Below are 17,859 nucleotides of genomic sequence, written 5' to 3' on the forward strand. Positions count from 1 at the left end.
GACCGCACTCGACGCCTAAATCGATTGCGGCACGATCCGTGCCGCAATCAGGCTCGACAGAGCCTCGACCATAACCGCATCCGCGCCGCGCCGCGGGATCAGGACGAACTCGACGTCCTCCAACCGAGGCAGGCGGTCGCCGGCAATTTCCCGCAGGCCTTCCGGCACCATGCTGCGCGGCTGCACCATAACCCCCATGCCCGCACGCGCCGCAGCCGTCAGCCCACTCAGACTGCCGCAGGTACAGACGACGCGCCACGCGAGCTTTTCCCGGTCCAGCGCTTCCTGCACCACGCGCCGGGTGATTGAGGGCGGCGGAAATGCGATCAGCGGCAGCACAGCATCTTTGGCCGGAGCGAAATGAGGGTCACGCGCAAGCCAGACCAGCGGCTCGCGATAGAGAAGCTTGCCATGCGTATCTCCCACATGGCGCTTGGCAAGCACGAGATCGAGATCGCCGGCATCCTGCATCTGGTTGAGCACGGCCGACAGCGCCACCGTCAATTCGAGATCGACCAGCGGATGGAGGCGAATGAAGTCCTCCAATATCCCCGTCAGCCGGTTGGCGACCACATCTTCCGACACACCGAGCCTGAGCCGTCCGCGCAGCCGGCTTTCGCCGAACAGCGACAGGACCTGACCATTGAGATCCAGCATGCCGCGCGCATAACCGACAAGAGCCTCGCCATCGGCTGTCAGCCTCACCTGATGCGTGTCGCGAAACACCAACTGGCGTCCCAGCGATTTCTCCAGCCGCTGGATATGCTGTGTTACCGTCGACTGCCCGACACCGAGCCTCGCCGCAGCCTCCGTAAAGCTGCCCGTCTGCTGCAGCATGAGGAAACTATCGAGATGATGAAGGTTCAGCATTGCTATCGCACTTCATGATAACTGTTAGTGTTTGCATTCTACTTTACGATAATAGAAACCGCAATCTTTCTACCCTTGAAGGCCAATGCCCGCGGAGCATGTGATGAAGCGTTTTCTGCCCGATCAATATACGATGATGCTGCTGGGAACCGTGATCCTCGCATCCTTCTTTCCCATTTACGGCAGTTGGGCAGACTGGTTCGCCATTGCGACGGATATCGCCATCGGCTTGCTCTTCTTCCTCCATGGCGCACGTCTGGCGCGCGACACGGTGGTCGCCGGCGTTCTGCACTGGCGCCTGCACCTGACGATCGTGCTCACCACCTTCGCCATCTTCCCGCTTCTGGGTCTTGCTCTCGGCTTCATTCCCGAGAGTATCCTGCCGGCCCCGCTTTATCTTGGCATGTTGTTCCTCTGCGTCCTGCCATCGACCGTGCAGTCATCGATCGCCTTCACCTCGATGGCCGGCGGTAATGTGCCGGCCGCCATCGTCGCCGCCTCCGGCTCCAATATCCTTGGCATGTTCCTGACCCCTGCCCTCATCGCACTGCTTCTGTCTACAACGGGCGGTGGCGGCGTTTCGCTTGATGCTCTGGAAAAGATCGCGCTGCAACTGCTTGCCCCCTTCGTTCTCGGCCAGCTGCTGCAGCCCTGGATCGGCAACTGGATCCGTTCGAAAAAGAAGCTGCTGATGCCGTTTGATCGCGGCTCGATCCTGATGGTGGTCTATCTAGCCTTTTCGACAGCCGTCATGGAAGGCATCTGGAAAACCTTCTCGCTCACGGACATCGCCGTCGTCATCGGCCTCGACATTATCCTGCTTGCAGCCGTGCTCTGCATCACCATGTTCGGCAGCAGGCTGCTCGGCTTCAGCAAGGAAGACGAGATCACCATCACCTTCTGCGGCTCGAAGAAGTCGCTGGCGTCAGGCGTGCCGATGGCAAATGCAATCTTTTCCGGCAATTCCGCATCAATCGGCGCGATCGTTCTGCCGATCATGCTCTTCCACCAGATCCAGCTGATGACCTGTGCGGTGCTGGCGCAGAAATATGCCGAGCGCCTGAAAGCAAAGGAATTGAAGGCGGAACCGGCAGCAGCTTAACCGGGCCCGAATACAAAAACGCCCCCTCCTCGCGAAAGGAAGGGGCGTCGGCTTGCGGTCTTTGATGGGAGGATCAGAGACTAAGCGTTAGTTCACCTGTTGCGGAGCGATCTGGGCTTCGATCGTTTTGGTCGTGTCGCCAGCTTCGGCTGCAATCGAGATACGGCGGGGCTTCATCGCTTCCGGAATATTCCGGACGAGATCGATATGAAGCAATCCGTTCTTCAGCGAAGCGGTCTCGACTTCGACGTGATCGGCAAGCTGGAAGCGTCGCTCGAAGGCGCGCTTGGCAATGCCGCGATAGAGAAACTCGTTCTGATCGGCACCATCTTCCTCGGCCTTTTCGCCCTTCACGGTGAGCGCATGAGCCTGGAATTCGATCGAAAGTTCCTTTTCGTCGAAACCGGCGACAGCCATGGTGATGCGATAGGTATTTTCACCGGTCCGCTCGATATTATAGGGCGGATAGCTCTGCCCCTGATCGCCAAAGTTGCGATTGTCGAGAAGATTGAAAAGCCGGTCGAAACCGACGGTGGAACGGTAAAGCGGGGAGAAATCGACGTGACGCATAATGTCCTCCATTGAAGCGACGTTGCGGTTTTCACTTGGGCGTCAACACCCCGTAATGGCGATGAGGACCCCGTTGAGCAGACCCTTTCGGCGCCTGCAGAGTGAAGATGGGAATTGCCTGCACGCCCTTCAAGACCCTGATACGTCACAGCTGTTTTGCCAATGAACCCCGCATGAACAGCCGGTTTTGCTGAGGTTCAGCCCCATATTGCTAGAGGTGAGGTTCTGGAAGGCGGCATGCCTCCTTGGACCGAAGCATATTCGTCCCTTCGCTTCGGTCAGCCTTGCCGGAACCGCGCTGTCATCCCCGTGTCGCCGGTTCCGGCCTTCTTTTCACACATGATAGACAGATGAGCGCCAGCCAGACCGGCGCCCATCCCGACTGAAAATGGCGTGGCTCAGTGCACCGCGCCAGATCCGCCGGCCGCCACGATGGCGAAGGGCTGACCTTCCACGGCGATGGTCCGCACCTCCTTCAGGTTGTCCCCATCGACAACGCGAACGAGACTTTTGCGCGGATCGGTGACGGCGATCTGACCATCAGCAACAGCCAGCCGCGGACGCGGATCGCGCCAATGCCCATCCTTGCTGTAAGGCTCGGTTACCGTCTCGCTCTTGACGATCTCTCCCTTCACCACATCGACCAGATGCAGCTTGCCATCTTCGGTCAACACATAGGCACTACGCGGATCGGCAGGGTCGAGCGCGAAGTCGACGCGGCGCGTCGGCAATTCGATCAGCCGATAGGCCTCCTCTGCACTGTCCGGATCAACGAGCACGATCCTGTCCTCACCGTAATTGCCGAGGAAGAACTGCATCGATTTCCCGCCAAGCAAAGTCGAGACTTTTCCCTTGGGCAAATCCTTGCCGTAGGCGAGCATCTCAAGCTTCGGTCCATCAATGCCGCCCGGACGCGCAACAAGAACGCCCTCTTCGCAACCGAAGGCAACAAGCCGCGCAGAGCTTGCCTCGCCATGCAGACCGGTGCAGGTCGCGACCTCGCCCACCTGTTTACCATCGGCATCCACGACACGAAGGCCGAGACGTGGTGGCAAATCGCCCTCTTTCACGGCCACCTCTGTATTCGGTACCGAAACGAGGAAATGCTTGCCGACGGGAACGGCGACGCCGTGGTGGGCCGCGATAGTGTCAAACGGCTTCAGCACCGCATCTCCTTCTGCAAGCGCCTCCTCGCTGACCAGATCGAACCTGGTTTCCCGATCGTAGAACACGGCAACCTGATCACCATGGCTGACGACATGGCCGGGCTTCTGCCCCTTGATCACCGTCGAGATCAGTTTCGGTTCGTTGATTTCGATATCGCGATGCTCGCCATGATCCGACAGCACAATTCCAGTCGAGATGGCATGAACGATATTCTCGTCACCCTGAACGGCGAAAACCGTACGCCCGCTGTCGCTCAACGAAAGCGCTGCATACCCCTCAAGATCAAACTTGCCTGTCTCCTTGCCGGTCGAAAGATCGATGGCGCGCACCACCGGCAGAGTGTGATCGGCAACGAACAACCGCCACGTCTCCGCATCCTTTTCTTCTGCAAATGCAACGGATCCAAACACCGCGCTCGAGGCGAGAAGGGTTGCCGTAAATCCGGCCACACGCAACAAATGGGACATAACCTCTCCTATATGTAATAACATTACACATGACGAGTTATACAGTTACATCATCCATGTCCACCCACGCTCTACGCATAATCGTGGAAGACGCGATTTTGCTTGACCTGCAGCCGCACTCGCCTAACGCTGGATTCATGAGCGAGAACCAGATCAGCCAAGACATCCTTCGCCCCACACCGGAAAACCCCGCGCCGAACAATTACTCCGCGGGCTATTTTACCGGCCATCGCGGCGTAAAAATCCGCTACGGCCTGTTCCGCTCGGATATCGTGCCGGCGCGCGGCACCATTGTGCTGCTGCAGGGCCGCAACGAGTTCATCGAGAAATATTTCGAGACCATCCGCCAAATGAACGCGATGGGGCTCTGGGTCGCGACCTATGACCTGCGCGGACAAGGCGGATCCGACCGGCTGAAGAAAGACGCCAGGAAAGGACATGTCCGGCGCTTTTCCGATTACGAGAAGGATCTCGAAATCTTTCTGGAACAGGTCGTTCTGCCGGATGCCCGCCTGCCCTTCTTCCTTGTCGCCCATTCCACAGGCGCGCTGATTGCCCTTTCAGCCGCACCGCGCCTGTCGAACCGCATCAGCAGGATGGCGCTCGCGTCCCCCTATGTCGGCTTCCATGGCCAGCCCGCATCGGAAAAATTCGCACGCCCAGTGGCGCGACTGATGTCCTGGACCGGTTTCGGCGGCGTCCAGCTCGGCGGCGACCGACGACTGATCCCGTTCGAGGGCAATGGCCTGACGGGGGACCGTAAGCGTTTCGAACGCAATCTCGAACTTTATCGCAGTTTCGAAGACCTGACGGTCGGTGCACCCACAGCGCGCTGGGTGCACGAGACGCTGAAAGCAGCATCCCGCGTTTCGCTGCAGTCGCATCTGATGGAAATCACCATCCCGACATTGATCATCGCCCCCGTGCTCGACGGCGTCGTGCCCTACCGCCTACAGGAAAACCTGTCGCGGAATTTTCGTGCCGGGCAACTCATACCCGTCACCGGCGGCCGGCACGAACTGTTTCAGGAGAAGGATATCTATCGCGCCCAGGCTATGGATGCGATCGAGACCTTCATGCCCGGCCTCGATGGCGGGCTGGAAATGGCAGAAACCGCCGCCTGACGCCTTTCATCACCGCCCAGCGAGCAGCGCCATCGCCTGCTCGTAAACGGCTCTGGAACCGGCCGCGATAATATTGCCGCCATTCTCAGGTCGGCCGCCGTCCCAGGTCGTGATGATACCGCCGGCCTGCTCGATAATCGGGATCAGCGCCCCGACATCATAGGGCTGCAGGCTGTTTTCGACGACGAGATCGACATGCCCCGCAGCAAGCAGCGCATAGGCATAACAATCGCAGCCATAACGGAACAGCCGCACCTTCTCCTCGACGGAGCGATAGCGCTTAAGGTCCTCACCCTGAAAAATATGCGGCGAGGTCGTGAACAGGATGGCATCGGAAAGCGATCCGCAATCGCGCACCGAAATCTGCCGCTCGCCGTCAGGGCCCGAATACCAGGATTGGCTGCCATCGGCGAAATAGCGCTCGCCGGTAAAAGGCTGGTCCATCATCCCCATCGTCGCACGTCCATTGGAACGAAAGCCGATCAGCGTGCCCCAGACCGGCAGGCCGGAAATGAACGCCCGCGTTCCGTCGATCGGATCGATCACCCAGACATGCTCTCGATCAAGCCCGATGCTCTCATGCTCCTCGCCAAGTATGCCATGCTCGGGAAAGCGCTCCTCGATTAACGCACGGATAGCCGTTTCCGCAGCGCGGTCGCCTTCTGTCACCGGATCGAAACCTCCGGCCAATTTGTTGACGACGGAAATTCCGGTGCGAAACCGCGGCAGCGTCTCACCCTTTGCGGCATCGGCAAGCGCATCGAAAAAAACGCGGTCAGGCAACATCGGCAGATCCTTGAATTATCACGTGAGAACATGCTGCGGAGGCAGGACGCTTTCTTCATAGGGCCTCTTGCTGCCAAAGAAAACCGCTTTCAATGCCGCCACCTTAATCAGAAAGCCCAAAAATGACGCAAATTTAATCACGAAAAGAATATGCTTGACAATTGTGCATAACTGGCCGTATTTTCCTAATCACAGTCTTTGACTGTAAATACCCTCCTTGGGTGTTTCCTCCCTAGACTTAGCCGCGCGATGAGCGCGGTTTTTTTTGCCCACATGACAGCCAAAGCCAGCGCAAGCGCGCCATGTCAGGATTGTTCTCTGGAGTTACTGGAAAAGCGGCTATTCCGCCGCGAGCGCGCCTGCATCGTCGGCAAAGCTACCAACCAGCCCTGCCATCTGCCGCATGAAGGTAGACAGCGCTGCAGCAACGAGCGGGAATTCCGCCTTCTTCTCCAGCGTCACCTCATCGACATAAAGGCCACGATTGATCTCGATCTGCAGCGCGTGCAGCCCGCGAACCGGCCGACCGTAATGCTCGGTAATGAAACCGCCCGCGTAGGGTTTGTTACGCACGGCGGAAAATCCCATGTCATCGAAGAACTGCAGCGCGGCGCGCGAAAGCTCAGCCGACGCACTCGTTCCGTAACGATCACCAATGATGAAATCCGGCCGCACATCCGAACCGGAGAGACGGACATTACCCGGCATCGAATGGCAGTCGATCAGGATGCCGATGCCGAACCGCGCATGGGTGCGCGCGATCAGTTTTCGCAGGCAGGCGTGGTAAGGTTTATAAATCGTCTCGATACGGGACAATCCCTCATCGACGGAAAGCCGCTTGCGGTAGATTTCCATGTTCTCCGCAACGATCCGCGGGATCGTCCCGAGACCACCGGCGACCCTCATCGACCCTATATTCACATAGGGCGGCAGCGGCCCGTCGAACATCCGCGGGTCCAATTCGTACGGTTCGCGATTGACATCGAGATATGCACGCGGAAAGTGTGCCACGAGAAGCGGAGCTCCCAGTTCCGGGGCGTCGGCAAAAAGCTCATCGACGTAATGATCGGCAGAACGCCGGATCGAAAGCGAGTCCAGATGACTGCTCGCGAGGAAATCCACAGGAAAATGGTTGCCGCTATGCGGTGAATTGAAGACGAATGGAATGGTCTGCGACGCGGGCTCCCTGACTTCGAACTCCTGAAAATCTCCCGCCGACTGATCCATCCTGCCTTTACCATGTCACGAACAAGTCTGATGTGGCATGTTGCCAGTTGCCCGACGCCAAGTCCATACTATGTATATCCCACCAAACGCCGCTCCGCGTCGGTTAAACGGAAATTTACCGTATGCCGGCATTATGGAAGGCTCATACAACCTCAGGCATGCACGGATACGGTCCCGACGATGATACAGAAAATCCTTCTCGCCGAAGACGACAACGATATGCGCCGTTTTCTGGTGAAGGCACTGGAAAAGGCGGGATATAAGGTCGCCTCTTTCGACAATGGCGCAAGCGCCTATGACCGGCTTCGCGAAGAGCCCTTCTCGCTTCTCCTGACCGACATCGTCATGCCGGAAATGGACGGCATCGAGCTTGCCCGCCGCGCCACCGAACTCGACCCAGACCTCAAGGTGATGTTCATCACCGGCTTTGCCGCCGTCGCACTGAATTCAGATTCGAAGGCCCCCAAGGACGCAAAGGTCCTGTCGAAGCCCTTCCACCTTCGCGACCTCGTCGACGAAGTGAACAAGATGCTCGCCGCAGCCTGAACGATTTTTTCTCGGAATCAGACGAATAATCGAGGCGCCCGATCGGGCGCCTTTTGCGTTTTAGGATCAGCACATTACCTCTCTCGGATCCCACTTCCACTCATCCACAGGCACAAAAACCCCGGAAATCCGGGCCTGTCAAAAAAACTTCGCATTTCTTCCAAAAAGCCAGTTGACGCCCCGATCACTGTATGGTCTATGCGCCGACATCGGATGGGCGTGTAGCTCAGCGGGAGAGCACTACGTTGACATCGTAGGGGTCACAGGTTCAATCCCTGTCACGCCCACCATCCGAACCTTCAGCAAGGCCTTGTAATGACAAGGCCTTTTGCATTTCCGGAAGACGGTTAAATAGCGCCGTTTGGTTTAGTTGAACCAAGTGGCAAGTCGGCTCCAGCCAGTTTTGCCTACCCTCCGACTAGCCCTCCAGCTTCGCCAGAATCCATCGTAGCAACTGGGTAAAATCTCCCGCCATCTGCGCCAGGTCATCGATGATCAACGATATTCGATGATGGGTGTAAATTATCGCGAGCGTGAGAACCAGGATAACCAGCCATGGCCATATCGGCTTTCGCTTCGGCGGCGGCTTATCGCTTTCGACGGGATTACTGACGTTCATCGATCATCTCCTGCAGACGTCAGTACACGTTCCACGCCTGTCGACAAACCGCCTTCTTCATGTCCAGACAGGTGAGAGCCTCGGCGCAGAGCGCAACCGTGTTGCTTCAGGACGGATCGGGTTGTCATAACCTGCGCCTTGTCCCTGTTCTCCCTGGCGGAGCCAGAATGCCCGGCCCATTCCGCTGAACGATACCAAATCAGGCCGCGCATATTCACCCTGGATTACAATGACGAATGCTCATGCAATCTTTCGGCGAAGAAATCTTCGCCGAAACCTGCCAAAAGGCAAAAAATCTGCAATGCCTCAGACCTAAATTACTGTTTGGTCACTTGTTTTGGGCAGTCTTGCGCCGACCAAAGGCATCGATCTGAGAGAAGCAGGATGGCACAGTACAAATATTCTGACCGCCTCGTTCAGGCCAATTCTTGGGCCTTCGACCAAGACTACAAGCCAGGACAGCCCGTCACCAATGCCGGCATCTATCGCTGTCGGGCCTGTGGTGATGAGATTGTCGTCGACAAGGGGACCGCAATCCCGAAAAGCCATCACGAGCATTCGCTTCTGGGGCCGGTCGTCTGGCAGTTACTTGTCTTCGCCCAGAAACATCCGGGGCGATGAAGTCCATTAGCTTCGCCATAACACGTCAAAGCCGCCCATAAGGGCGGCTTCATCGTTTTAAGACATCAAAACGATCACATGATCGCACTGCCCGCCATCAGCGCGAGCACGAGGAAGATCAGGAAGATAACCAGGAACAGGAAGAACAGGATCTTGGCGATGCCTGCCGTCGCGGCGGAAACTCCCGAGAAGCCGAGGAAACCCGAAATCAGGGAAATGACGAGGAAAATGAGAGCCCATTTCAGCATGGATTTGTGTCCTTGATTGCGATGGCCGGATAACGTTTGGTCAATGTTCCCGGTTCCAGGCTTTGGAACAAAATCAGCTGAATACGTGTGCCATGCCGGAGACGCTCAGATTGACCTCCTGCCCGGCGAACACATCAGTCGAACTGGAGATCTCGAGATTGAGGAAGACAGTCTCGTCATCATGCAGGACGATGCGCACGTCGCAGGTGGAACCGCGGAAACTGGTTTCCACCACACGCCCGCGAATTCCTTCTTCACTGTCCGGTCCAGCGACGATTATCTGCTCCGGCCGCACCATGATCGTCCCGCGCGACGCGGACGTCCCGAAAGCAGAAAGCGGCAATCGTCCCAGCACGCACTCGGCATGCCCGTCATGCAATGCCGCCGGCAGGATGATCGCCTCACCGAGAAACGCAGCGGTAGCCGGATCTGCGGGGCGCGAATAGACGTCACGCGGTCGGCCGGATTGCACAAGGCGCCCTCCCCGCATCACCGCCAGCTGATCGGCGAATGTCAGCGCTTCGGCCTGATCGTGGGTAACGAGCAGGGTCGCGATCCCTTCCTCCTTCAGCACGTCGCCGATCGCCTTGCGCGTCGCGGCTCTGAGGCCTGTATCGAGCGCCGAAAAGGGTTCATCTAGCAGCATCAGCCGCGGCTTGCGGGCAAGCGCGCGCGCCAGCGCCACGCGCTGCTGCTGCCCGCCGGAAAGCTCGTCCGGACGGCGCGCAAGCATCGAGCTTTCAAGCCCGACCATCTCCATAAGTTCCGAGGCCCTTCGCTGTTTCACCGGCTGGTCTTCCGTCATGCCAAACACGATATTGCCGGCAACGGTCAGATGCGGAAACAGGCATCCGTCCTGTGCGACGATGCCGATATTGCGCTTATGCGCCGGCATTGCATTCGCACCATCGGCCAGAGTGTCGCCACCGATAACGATACGCCCTGCATCCGCCACCTCGAAACCGGCAATCAGGCGCAACAGCGTGGTCTTGCCGCAACCGGAAGGCCCGACGACGACAGTGCGGCTACCGCGCTCGACGGCAAGATCGATCCCGTCGAGAGCCACCACTGGCCCGAAATTCTTGCGGAGTCCCTGGATGTCTACAAAACTCATCGGCCGGCGATCTTTTTCGATTGATGGTGGAGAAGTGCCGTCATCGGCAGCGAGAACAGGATCATCAGCAGCGCATAAGGTGCGGCACCGGCATAATCGATCTCGCTGGTCAGTGCCCAGAAGGCCATGGCAAGCGTGCGCGTACCGTTTGGCGCCAGCATCTGCGTGGCAGTCAATTCGTTCATGATGCCGAGTGACGAGAGCGCCACCGCTGCTGCTGCCCCCGGCGCCGCCAGCCTGACGGTGGTCGACCAGAGCGCGTTGACCGGCGAGCGCCCGAGGCTCGCAGCCGCCTGTTCAAGCTCCGCCGGCACCTGTGCGATGCTGGCGCGAAGGCTGACAAGCGCCCGCGGCAGGAACATGATGACATAGGCGAGCACGATGGTTGCAACAGTCTGATAGAGTGGCAGGGCGACCCTGACCGTGATCGTCACCAGCGCCAGCGCCACGACCACGCCTGGCATCGAGCTGGCGAGATAATAGCACCCCTCGATGATCCGGCTTCCACGGCTTGGACGGCGAACGGAAAGCCAGGCGACGGGTAGGGCCGCAAGCGTCGTTGCAATCCCACCGACCACGCAGATCACGAGCGTCTGGGCAAGTGCCAGGCCGATTTCGTTCATCCGCCAGATTTCCGCACCGCCGGCGATCAGCCAATGCGAGAGGGTAACGGCCGGGATCCCCAGCGCAAAAGCGACCGCTGCAATTGGCAACAGCACGCAGACATAACGCCAGCGGCCGAGAGCAACTTTCCTCGCCTTCCTCGCCACGCCGGAGCCGATGCGGGCATAACGCCGACGGCCTCTCAAGCCCGCATCGAAACCGAGCAGGACGAGGCAACACAAAACCAGCACCAGCGCCAACATGTTTGCCGCGACGCCGTTATAGGTCGACTGGAACTGGTCGACGATCGCGGTTGTAAACGTGTCGAAGCGGATCATCGCATAGAGGCCGTATTCGGCAAGAAGATGCAGCCCGACCAGCAATCCGCCGCCGAGAATGGACAGCCTCAATTGCGGCAGCACCACACGCCGGAAGACGGCCGCATCGGAAAGGCCGAGCGAAGCGGCCTGGTCTTCAAGCGCCGGATCGAGCAGCCTGAGCGCCGCCGAAATCGGCAGATAGAGAAACGGAAAATAGGCCGTGACGGAAATCGCGATACCGGCCGGCAAGCCATGGAAACCCGGCCACATGCCGATCCAGGCATAGGAATGCACAAAGGCCGGAATGGCGAGCGGCGCGACGCAGAGCGCCGACCATGTGCGCGCAAAAGGCAGGTCGCTGCGCTCGGTCAGCCAGGCAAGCGAAGTGGCGAGCAGGGTTGCAAGCGGCACGGTAAACAGCACCAGCAGCAGCGTATTGGTCATCAGCTCGCCGACACGCGGTCGAAAGATCATCTGCGACGCGGCTTCCCAGCCGGTGACGGCGGTTGCCCAGAAAACGAAGCCTAGCGGCAGAAGCGCCAGAAACGCGATGATGACGGCAAGAACGAACGTCCCGCGCATTCCCGGCCGGGGATGGGGAAGCGGCATAGAAAGCGGCTTGCTGTCAGCGAAAGACGTCATGGATTACCTGAATATGACGAGAGGTCGCAGATGCATCTGCGACCTCTCCCTTTAACTGGAATTATATGCTCAGGAAAGGCACCCGCTCTCAGAGAATACCGGCGGCCGTCAGCATGTCGGTGACCTTGGCATTGTTCAGCTCGGTCGGTTCGACCTTCGGCGCCTGCAGGTCTGCAAGCGGCACCAGCGCCTTGTTGGAGGCTTCGTCCTTGCCGACAGCATATTCAAACGAGGTGCCGTCACGCAGAATCTTCTGGCCGCCCTTTCCGGCAACCCACTTGAGGAAAGCCTGCGCCTGCTGCTTATGCTTGGAGGAGGCAAGAATACCGCCACCGGAAATCGAGACGAAAGCGCCCGGATCCTGGTTCTTGAAATAGTGCAGCGAGACGTTCTTGCTGTTTTCGCCGGTCTTCGCCTGATCACCGAAATAATAATAGTGATAGATCACCGCGCCATCGATCTGGCCGGCATTGACTGCCTTCATCGCAGTCGAGTTGCCGCGGATCGCAGTGAAGTTTTCCTTCATACCCTTCAGCCATGCCGCGGTCGCTTCTTCGCCCTTTAACTGCAGCAGGGCGCCGACGATCGCCTGGAAATCGGCACCTGACGGCGATGCGGCCCAACGACCCTTCCATTCCGGCTTGGCCAGATCCAGCAGGGATTTCGGCAGCTTGTCTTCCGTCAGCTTCGTCTTGTCATAGGCAAAGACAGTGGAACGAGCGGCAATGCCCGTCCAATGGCCGTTCGCCGGGCGGAACTGTTCCGGCACCTGATCGAGCGTGGCCTTGTCGATCGGCTCGAACAGGCCCTTGCCATCCACCAGTGCCATCGCCGGCGAGTTCTCGGTGAGGAACACGTCTGCCGGGGAATTTGCCCCCTCCTGCACGATCTGGTTGGCGAATTCCATGTCGCCACCGTTACGCACGGTCACGACGATACCGGTCTCCTCGGTAAAGGCGTCCACCCACTCCTTGGTCAGCCCTTCGTGCTGGGCGTTATAAATGGTGAGGCTGTCAGCCACCTGGGCCGAGGCCGGCGACGAAAAAGACAGGACGGAAATAGCAAAAACGGAAAAAGCGGGCGCGACGCCTGCCAGGAAAGAAAAAGTTTTCAAGATCGCCTCCGTGGAAAACTCACGGCGTCCTCATAGCCAAACAGGACAAGGGTGGTCAAGTTTAATCCGGAGAAAAAGACACAAGAAATTCAAAATAACAATTCAAAAACAATAAGTTAAGTATCCGGTTGAAATATTTCAATCGGCTAAAAATGTCTATTTGGAATGTCGCTCGATTGGTGAAAAAACAAACTGGCTTGTGGCTGTGCGTCCTTGGTCTGGTCGATACCGGACCCGACTGAACCTTGATCCTGACAGACACCTGAACGCCGCCCTCCCCAATCTCGCCTTCACACCCTCTCTTCCTTCCACAGCACCATATGCCTGTTCCCGAGCGAATCAGTTACAGCTAACGAACACATCGGGAACAACTTGCGGAATTTGATGTCGGTCGCCTATCTGGAAAAACTCAATGACGCCCAGCGCCGTGCTGTCGAGCATGGTTCGGACGTCCCGAATGGCGGCCCCGCCGGGCCGCTTCTGGTGATCGCCGGCGCTGGCTCGGGCAAGACCAACACGCTCGCCCATCGCGTTGCCCACCTGATCGTCTCGGGCGCCGATCCGCGCCGCATCCTGCTGATGACCTTTTCCCGTCGCGCGGCCTCCGAAATGGGTCGCCGGGTCGAGCGCATTTGCAAGCAGGTGATGGGCGCGAATGCCGGCATCATGACCGACGCGCTGGCCTGGGCGGGCACGTTCCACGGCATCGGCTCGCGGCTCTTGCGTATTTACGCTTACCAGATCGGCCTCGACCCCGACTTCACTATTCACGACCGGGAAGATTCCGCCGACCTGATGAACCTCATGCGGCACGAACTTGGCTTTTCGAAAATGGAAAGCCGGTTCCCGACCAAGGGCACCTGCCTTGCCATCTATTCCCGTGCGGTCAATTCCGAAACGCCGCTGGATGAGGTTCTGAAAACCTGGTTCCCATGGTGCCAGGCCTGGGAAAAACAGCTGCGCGAACTCTTCGCATCCTATGTGGAAGCCAAGCAGACCCAGAACGTTCTCGATTACGACGACCTGCTGCTCTACTGGGCGCAGATGATGAGCGAGCCTTCCATCGCCGAGGATGTCGGCGCCCGCTTCGATCACGTCATGGTCGACGAATATCAGGATACCAACCGGCTGCAATCCTCGATCCTGCTGGGCCTGAAACCCAGCGGTCGCGGGCTTACCGTCGTCGGTGATGATGCGCAGTCCATCTATTCCTTCCGCGCCGCGACGATCCGCAACATTCTCGACTTCCCCAATACATTCGATCCGCCGGCCAGTATCGTCACACTGGATCGCAATTATCGGTCGACGAACACGATCCTTGCTGCGGCAAACGGCGTGATCGAGCTTGCCCGCGAGCGCTTCACCAAGAACCTTTGGACCGACCGCCAATCGGAAGAGCGCCCTCGACTCGTTGCCGTCAAGGACGAGACGGAGCAGGCCAATTACATCGTCGAAAAGGTGCTGGAAAATCGCGAGACCGGCATGACGCTGAAACAGCAGGCCGTACTGTTTCGCGCCTCGCACCATTCCGGTCCACTGGAAGTGGAACTCACCCGCCGCAACATCCCCTTCGTCAAGTTCGGCGGTTTGAAATTCCTGGACAGCGCCCATGTCAAGGACATGCTGGCGGCGCTGCGTTTCGCCCAAAACCCCCGCGACCGCGTTGCCGGCTTCCGGCTGATGCAGCTTATCCCCGGCATAGGCCCGCAGACCGCCGGCAAAATCCTCGATGCGATCGCGACCGATCCGGAGCCGCTCGCAGCCCTTCAGGAAATCCCAGCCCCGCCCCGTTCCGGAGCAGATTGGCCTGCCTTCATCGAAATGCTGACCGCTATCCGCAAGAACGAGGGCTGGCCGGCAGAAATCGGCACGGCACGGGAATGGTACCAGCCGCATCTCGAACGCGTCCACGAGGACGCAGAAACCCGCAAGGCAGACCTTCTGCAACTCGAACAGATCGCCTCGGGTTATGCCTCGCGCGAACGCTTCCTCACCGAACTGACGCTCGACCCGCCGGATGCGACCAGCGATCAGGCCGGTGTACCGCTGCTTGATGAGGATTACATGATCCTCTCGACCATTCACTCGGCCAAAGGACAGGAATGGCGCTCGGTCTTCCTGCTGAATTGCGTCGACGGCTGCATCCCATCCGATCTCGGCGTCGGATCGACAGCCGAGATCGAGGAGGAACGCCGCCTGCTCTACGTGGCGATGACCCGCGCCAAGGATCATCTGCACGTCATCACGCCGCAGCGTTTCTTCGTTCATGGCCAGCATTCGCAGGGTGACCGGCATGTATACGCCGCCCGTACCCGCTTCATTCCGGCAACGCTTCTGCAGTTCTTCGAAACCTCCGCCTGGCCGGTGGTCGCTCCCATGTCCGATGCCGAAAGGCAGCATCGTCAGCAGGTGCGAATAGACGTCACAGCCCGCATGCGCGGCATGTGGCGTTAGGCCTTTGCCTGTCTCCAGGCTGCCGCGGTAAGCCACAGGCCGGACAGCAGGAAATAGAAGGCGCCGAAGCCGACATAAGGCACGATATCGAGAATGGTCGGCACGACATCGGCCACTGAACGGCTGATCATGAAACCGCCTGCGAGCGTGGATTGTGCGCCGCTGAGGATCATCACCCATTGGGCCCCGGCAATCCGCCAGCGCCGCACACCGGTATAAAGCTGCAGCAGCCCGGACAGGATTGCCCAGAGGCCGAAGACTGCAAGTACGGCATAACTGCTCGTCATCACCGCGAAGATCACCACCATCGTCATGATGCTGCTGGCAACGACATTCAGCATTTGCGAGCGGTTGGCCGCAAGCCCGCCATTGGCGCGAGCATCGGCAAGATTGGCGATCGCATCCCAGGCCGGGTAAATCACCAATAGCAGCGACGCCACCGCGGTCTGGCCGTGAGCAAGAAACGCAGCGCCAATCCAGGCGATCGAGAAGAGCGCACGCACGAAATAATAGGACCGCAGCCAGCTCGACTGCACGGGGGATTGAACAGACATGATAAGTTCCTCATTTATAGTCTACCTACTAATAGGTAGAACATTGGATATGAGTCAATCCGAACCCGGCCTCACAACTTTGCGAGCATGGCAGATCGCAAATATTGACTGCCTTCCGACTGGGAGGTAGGCAGCGATATGGAACAGACGACCTCGGAAAAAATTCTCGACGCAGCCCAGGTGCTGATCGTGGCAGGCGGCTATAACGGCTTCAGCTATGCCGATATCTCAACCGCCGTCGGCATCCGCAAGGCGAGCATTCATCACCATTTTCCGACCAAGGCGCATCTCGCGTCCGTCCTGCTGCAACGATATGCAAAACAGGCGGAAGATGGCCTGGCCGCGGTCTCCGCCAATCTCCCAAACCCGGCCGACCAGTTACAGGCCTATTTCCAACACTGGCAATCCTGCATCGTCGAAGCTTCGGAGCCTTTCTGCGTCTGCGCGATGCTGGCAAGCGAAATGGAGCTTTTGCCGGAAGAGGTCGCCTTACATGTCAGACGGCATTTCGAAAATCTGGGCCATTGGCTGACCTCCGTCCTGAAGGCCGGCACTGAACAGGGCCGGTTCAGATTGACCGGAACGCCGGAGGAAGAAGCGCAGATACTCATGGCCTGCGTCCATGGCGCGATGCTTTCAGCACGCGCGCTCGGCAGACCTGAGATATTTGCGGCCATCATCGCTTCGCAGCTGCGAGGGCTTTCGGCGTAGAGGGCCTACCCTCAAACGATGACGTCCTCTGTGGCGAAAAGGCCATTTCCATTAGCCACTGAAACCCTATAGGGCATTGCCGGAACTAGCATGCCGCAGGAGGAAATACGGGTGGAGAATACACAATCAATCGCAAAGGCAGCCGGATGGATGATGGCATCAATTGCCCTCTTCCTGCTCATGGCGGTTTCCGGGCGAGAGGTCACACGCGAGATCGACGTTTTCCAGGCTATGGAGATGCGTTCGGTTATCGCCTTCGTCATGCTTCTCCCGTTCGTGTATCGTGAGGGTGGCTTCAAGGCCATGCGCACGGGCATCCTGCCGGCTCATATCGCCCGGAACATCGCCCATTATGTCGGCCAGTTCACCTGGCTGATGGGCATCACCATGATACCGTTGGCCCAGGTCATCGCCATCGAGTTCACCGCGCCGATCTGGGCCGCTCTCATGGCGGCAACCTTCCTTGGCGAACGTCTGACCTGGCGCAAATGCGTGGCGATCGGCTTTGGCCTTGTCGGTGTGCTGTTGATCATCAAGCCGGGTGCCGTACCTCTTGATCCCGGTCACATGGTCGTGCTTGGCGCAGCCTTCTTCTTCGCCGTGTCCTTCATTGCGACGAAATTCCTGACCCGCACGGACAGCGCCACGAAGATCATCTTCTGGATGCTGATCATCCAGTCGATCATCGGCCTCATTCCGGCGCTGCGCGTCTGGACCTGGCCGTCAGCCGGCGTCTGGCCGTGGATTTTCGTCATCGCATTCACAGGCACGTTCGCGCATTTCTGCATCGCCAAGGCGCTGTCTTATGCCGATGCGACGGTGGCAATGCCGATGGATTATCTGCGCGTGCCGCTTTCTGCCGTGATCGGCTATTTCATGTATTCCGAAGGTGTGGATACGCTGATGGCGGTCGGCGCGGCACTGATCGTGGCCGGCAACCTCTTCAACCTGCGCAGACCGAATGCAAGCCGCATCCCGCAGACACCAAATTGATCGCATG

The 17,859-nt window shown here is 58.6% G+C and carries 18 protein-coding genes and 1 tRNA gene; 8 read left to right on the forward strand and 11 right to left on the reverse strand.

Features of this window, described 5'->3' with window-relative positions; all coding sequences use genetic code 11:
* Window positions 1–15: 15 nt before the first annotated feature.
* Window positions 16–870, reverse strand: a complete 855-nt coding sequence (locus HNQ72_RS06255) for a LysR family transcriptional regulator (RefSeq protein WP_183990549.1) — start codon at window positions 868–870, stop codon at window positions 16–18.
* A 103-nt stretch (window positions 871–973) separates the two neighbouring features.
* On the opposite strand from HNQ72_RS06255, the gene HNQ72_RS06260 reads away from it, so the two are divergent.
* Window positions 974–1,972 (forward strand): bile acid:sodium symporter family protein, encoded by a 999-nt coding sequence (locus HNQ72_RS06260; RefSeq protein ID WP_183990551.1) that lies wholly within the window; start codon window positions 974–976, stop codon window positions 1,970–1,972.
* 87 nt (window positions 1,973–2,059) lie between these two features.
* Here the strand turns inward: HNQ72_RS06260 and HNQ72_RS06265 are convergent, their stop codons facing one another.
* Both HNQ72_RS06265 and aztD read right to left on the reverse strand, forming a co-directional pair.
* On the reverse strand, window positions 2,060–2,542 hold the full coding sequence (locus HNQ72_RS06265; RefSeq protein ID WP_183990553.1) for an Hsp20 family protein: 483 nt from the start codon (window positions 2,540–2,542) through the stop codon (window positions 2,060–2,062).
* A gap of 398 nt (window positions 2,543–2,940) precedes the next feature.
* On the reverse strand, window positions 2,941–4,176 hold the full coding sequence (gene aztD, locus HNQ72_RS06270; protein ID WP_183990555.1) for a zinc metallochaperone AztD: 1,236 nt from the start codon (window positions 4,174–4,176) through the stop codon (window positions 2,941–2,943).
* 152 nt (window positions 4,177–4,328) lie between these two features.
* Between aztD and HNQ72_RS06275 the strand changes: the two genes are divergently transcribed.
* The gene (locus HNQ72_RS06275) at window positions 4,329–5,300 is read left to right on the forward strand and encodes an alpha/beta fold hydrolase (protein ID WP_183991372.1); all 972 of its coding nucleotides are present in this window, start codon (window positions 4,329–4,331) and stop codon (window positions 5,298–5,300) included.
* Window positions 5,301–5,309: 9 nt separating this feature from the next.
* Here HNQ72_RS06275 and hisN read toward each other — a convergent pair whose 3' ends face one another.
* Both hisN and HNQ72_RS06285 read right to left on the reverse strand, forming a co-directional pair.
* Window positions 5,310–6,086 carry a histidinol-phosphatase gene (hisN, locus tag HNQ72_RS06280; protein WP_183990557.1) on the reverse strand — a complete coding sequence of 259 codons (777 nt, stop codon included), beginning with the start codon at window positions 6,084–6,086 and terminating at the stop codon, window positions 5,310–5,312.
* 339 nt (window positions 6,087–6,425) lie between these two features.
* A complete protein-coding gene (locus HNQ72_RS06285) occupies window positions 6,426–7,313 on the reverse strand; it encodes an N-formylglutamate amidohydrolase (RefSeq protein ID WP_183990559.1) in 888 nt (295 codons plus the stop codon).
* Between the two features lie 180 nt (window positions 7,314–7,493).
* On the opposite strand from HNQ72_RS06285, the gene cpdR1 reads away from it, so the two are divergent.
* On the forward strand, window positions 7,494–7,859 hold the full coding sequence (gene cpdR1 / locus HNQ72_RS06290) for a response regulator CpdR1 (protein ID WP_112457710.1): 366 nt from the start codon (window positions 7,494–7,496) through the stop codon (window positions 7,857–7,859).
* Window positions 7,860–8,074: 215 nt separating this feature from the next.
* A tRNA-Val gene (locus HNQ72_RS06295) sits at window positions 8,075–8,149 on the forward strand.
* Window positions 8,150–8,277: 128 nt separating this feature from the next.
* Here HNQ72_RS06295 and HNQ72_RS06300 read toward each other — a convergent pair.
* The gene (locus HNQ72_RS06300; protein ID WP_183990561.1) at window positions 8,278–8,478 is read right to left on the reverse strand and encodes a hypothetical protein; all 201 of its coding nucleotides are present in this window, start codon (window positions 8,476–8,478) and stop codon (window positions 8,278–8,280) included.
* A 384-nt stretch (window positions 8,479–8,862) separates the two neighbouring features.
* Between HNQ72_RS06300 and HNQ72_RS06305 the strand changes: the two genes are divergently transcribed.
* Window positions 8,863–9,099, forward strand: coding sequence for a hypothetical protein (locus tag HNQ72_RS06305; protein ID WP_183990563.1), 237 nt, complete (start codon window positions 8,863–8,865; stop codon window positions 9,097–9,099).
* 74 nt (window positions 9,100–9,173) lie between these two features.
* Here the strand turns inward: HNQ72_RS06305 and HNQ72_RS06310 are convergent, their stop codons facing one another.
* From HNQ72_RS06310 to HNQ72_RS06325, 4 genes are all read right to left on the reverse strand, one after another.
* Entirely contained in the window at window positions 9,174–9,347 is a 174-nt protein-coding gene (locus HNQ72_RS06310; RefSeq protein ID WP_112457707.1) for a DUF1328 domain-containing protein, read from the reverse strand.
* A 73-nt stretch (window positions 9,348–9,420) separates the two neighbouring features.
* Complete coding sequence (locus HNQ72_RS06315) at window positions 9,421–10,461, reverse strand: ABC transporter ATP-binding protein (protein WP_183990566.1); 1,041 nt, start codon at window positions 10,459–10,461, stop codon at window positions 9,421–9,423.
* Complete coding sequence (locus HNQ72_RS06320; RefSeq protein ID WP_244654352.1) at window positions 10,458–11,993, reverse strand: ABC transporter permease; 1,536 nt, start codon at window positions 11,991–11,993, stop codon at window positions 10,458–10,460. The genes HNQ72_RS06315 and HNQ72_RS06320 overlap by 4 nt, the downstream gene beginning before the upstream one ends.
* A 121-nt stretch (window positions 11,994–12,114) precedes the next feature.
* Window positions 12,115–13,086 carry an iron ABC transporter substrate-binding protein gene (locus HNQ72_RS06325; RefSeq protein WP_244654353.1) on the reverse strand — a complete coding sequence of 324 codons (972 nt, stop codon included), beginning with the start codon at window positions 13,084–13,086 and terminating at the stop codon, window positions 12,115–12,117.
* Between the two features lie 438 nt (window positions 13,087–13,524).
* Here HNQ72_RS06325 and HNQ72_RS06330 point away from each other — a divergent pair, with 438 nt between their 5' ends.
* Window positions 13,525–15,594 (forward strand): ATP-dependent helicase, encoded by a 2,070-nt coding sequence (locus HNQ72_RS06330; protein ID WP_183990572.1) that lies wholly within the window; start codon window positions 13,525–13,527, stop codon window positions 15,592–15,594.
* On the opposite strand, the gene HNQ72_RS06335 is transcribed toward HNQ72_RS06330, so the two are convergent.
* On the reverse strand, window positions 15,591–16,148 hold the full coding sequence (locus tag HNQ72_RS06335; RefSeq protein WP_183990573.1) for a DUF308 domain-containing protein: 558 nt from the start codon (window positions 16,146–16,148) through the stop codon (window positions 15,591–15,593). The genes HNQ72_RS06330 and HNQ72_RS06335 overlap by 4 nt on opposite strands.
* Window positions 16,149–16,286: 138 nt before the next feature.
* Here HNQ72_RS06335 and HNQ72_RS06340 point away from each other — a divergent pair, with 138 nt between their 5' ends.
* Together HNQ72_RS06340 and HNQ72_RS06345 are read left to right on the forward strand one after the other, a co-directional pair.
* The gene (locus tag HNQ72_RS06340) at window positions 16,287–16,859 is read left to right on the forward strand and encodes a TetR/AcrR family transcriptional regulator (RefSeq protein ID WP_183990575.1); all 573 of its coding nucleotides are present in this window, start codon (window positions 16,287–16,289) and stop codon (window positions 16,857–16,859) included.
* A 111-nt stretch (window positions 16,860–16,970) separates the two neighbouring features.
* Window positions 16,971–17,852: a DMT family transporter gene (locus HNQ72_RS06345; protein WP_244654306.1), complete on the forward strand. Its 882-nt coding sequence runs from the start codon at window positions 16,971–16,973 to the stop codon at window positions 17,850–17,852.
* The last annotated feature ends 7 nt before the right edge of the window (window positions 17,853–17,859 follow it).

The sequence above is a fragment of the Aliirhizobium wenxiniae genome (genome assembly GCF_014201355.1).
GTDB classification, from domain to species: domain Bacteria; phylum Pseudomonadota; class Alphaproteobacteria; order Rhizobiales; family Rhizobiaceae; genus Neorhizobium; species Neorhizobium wenxiniae.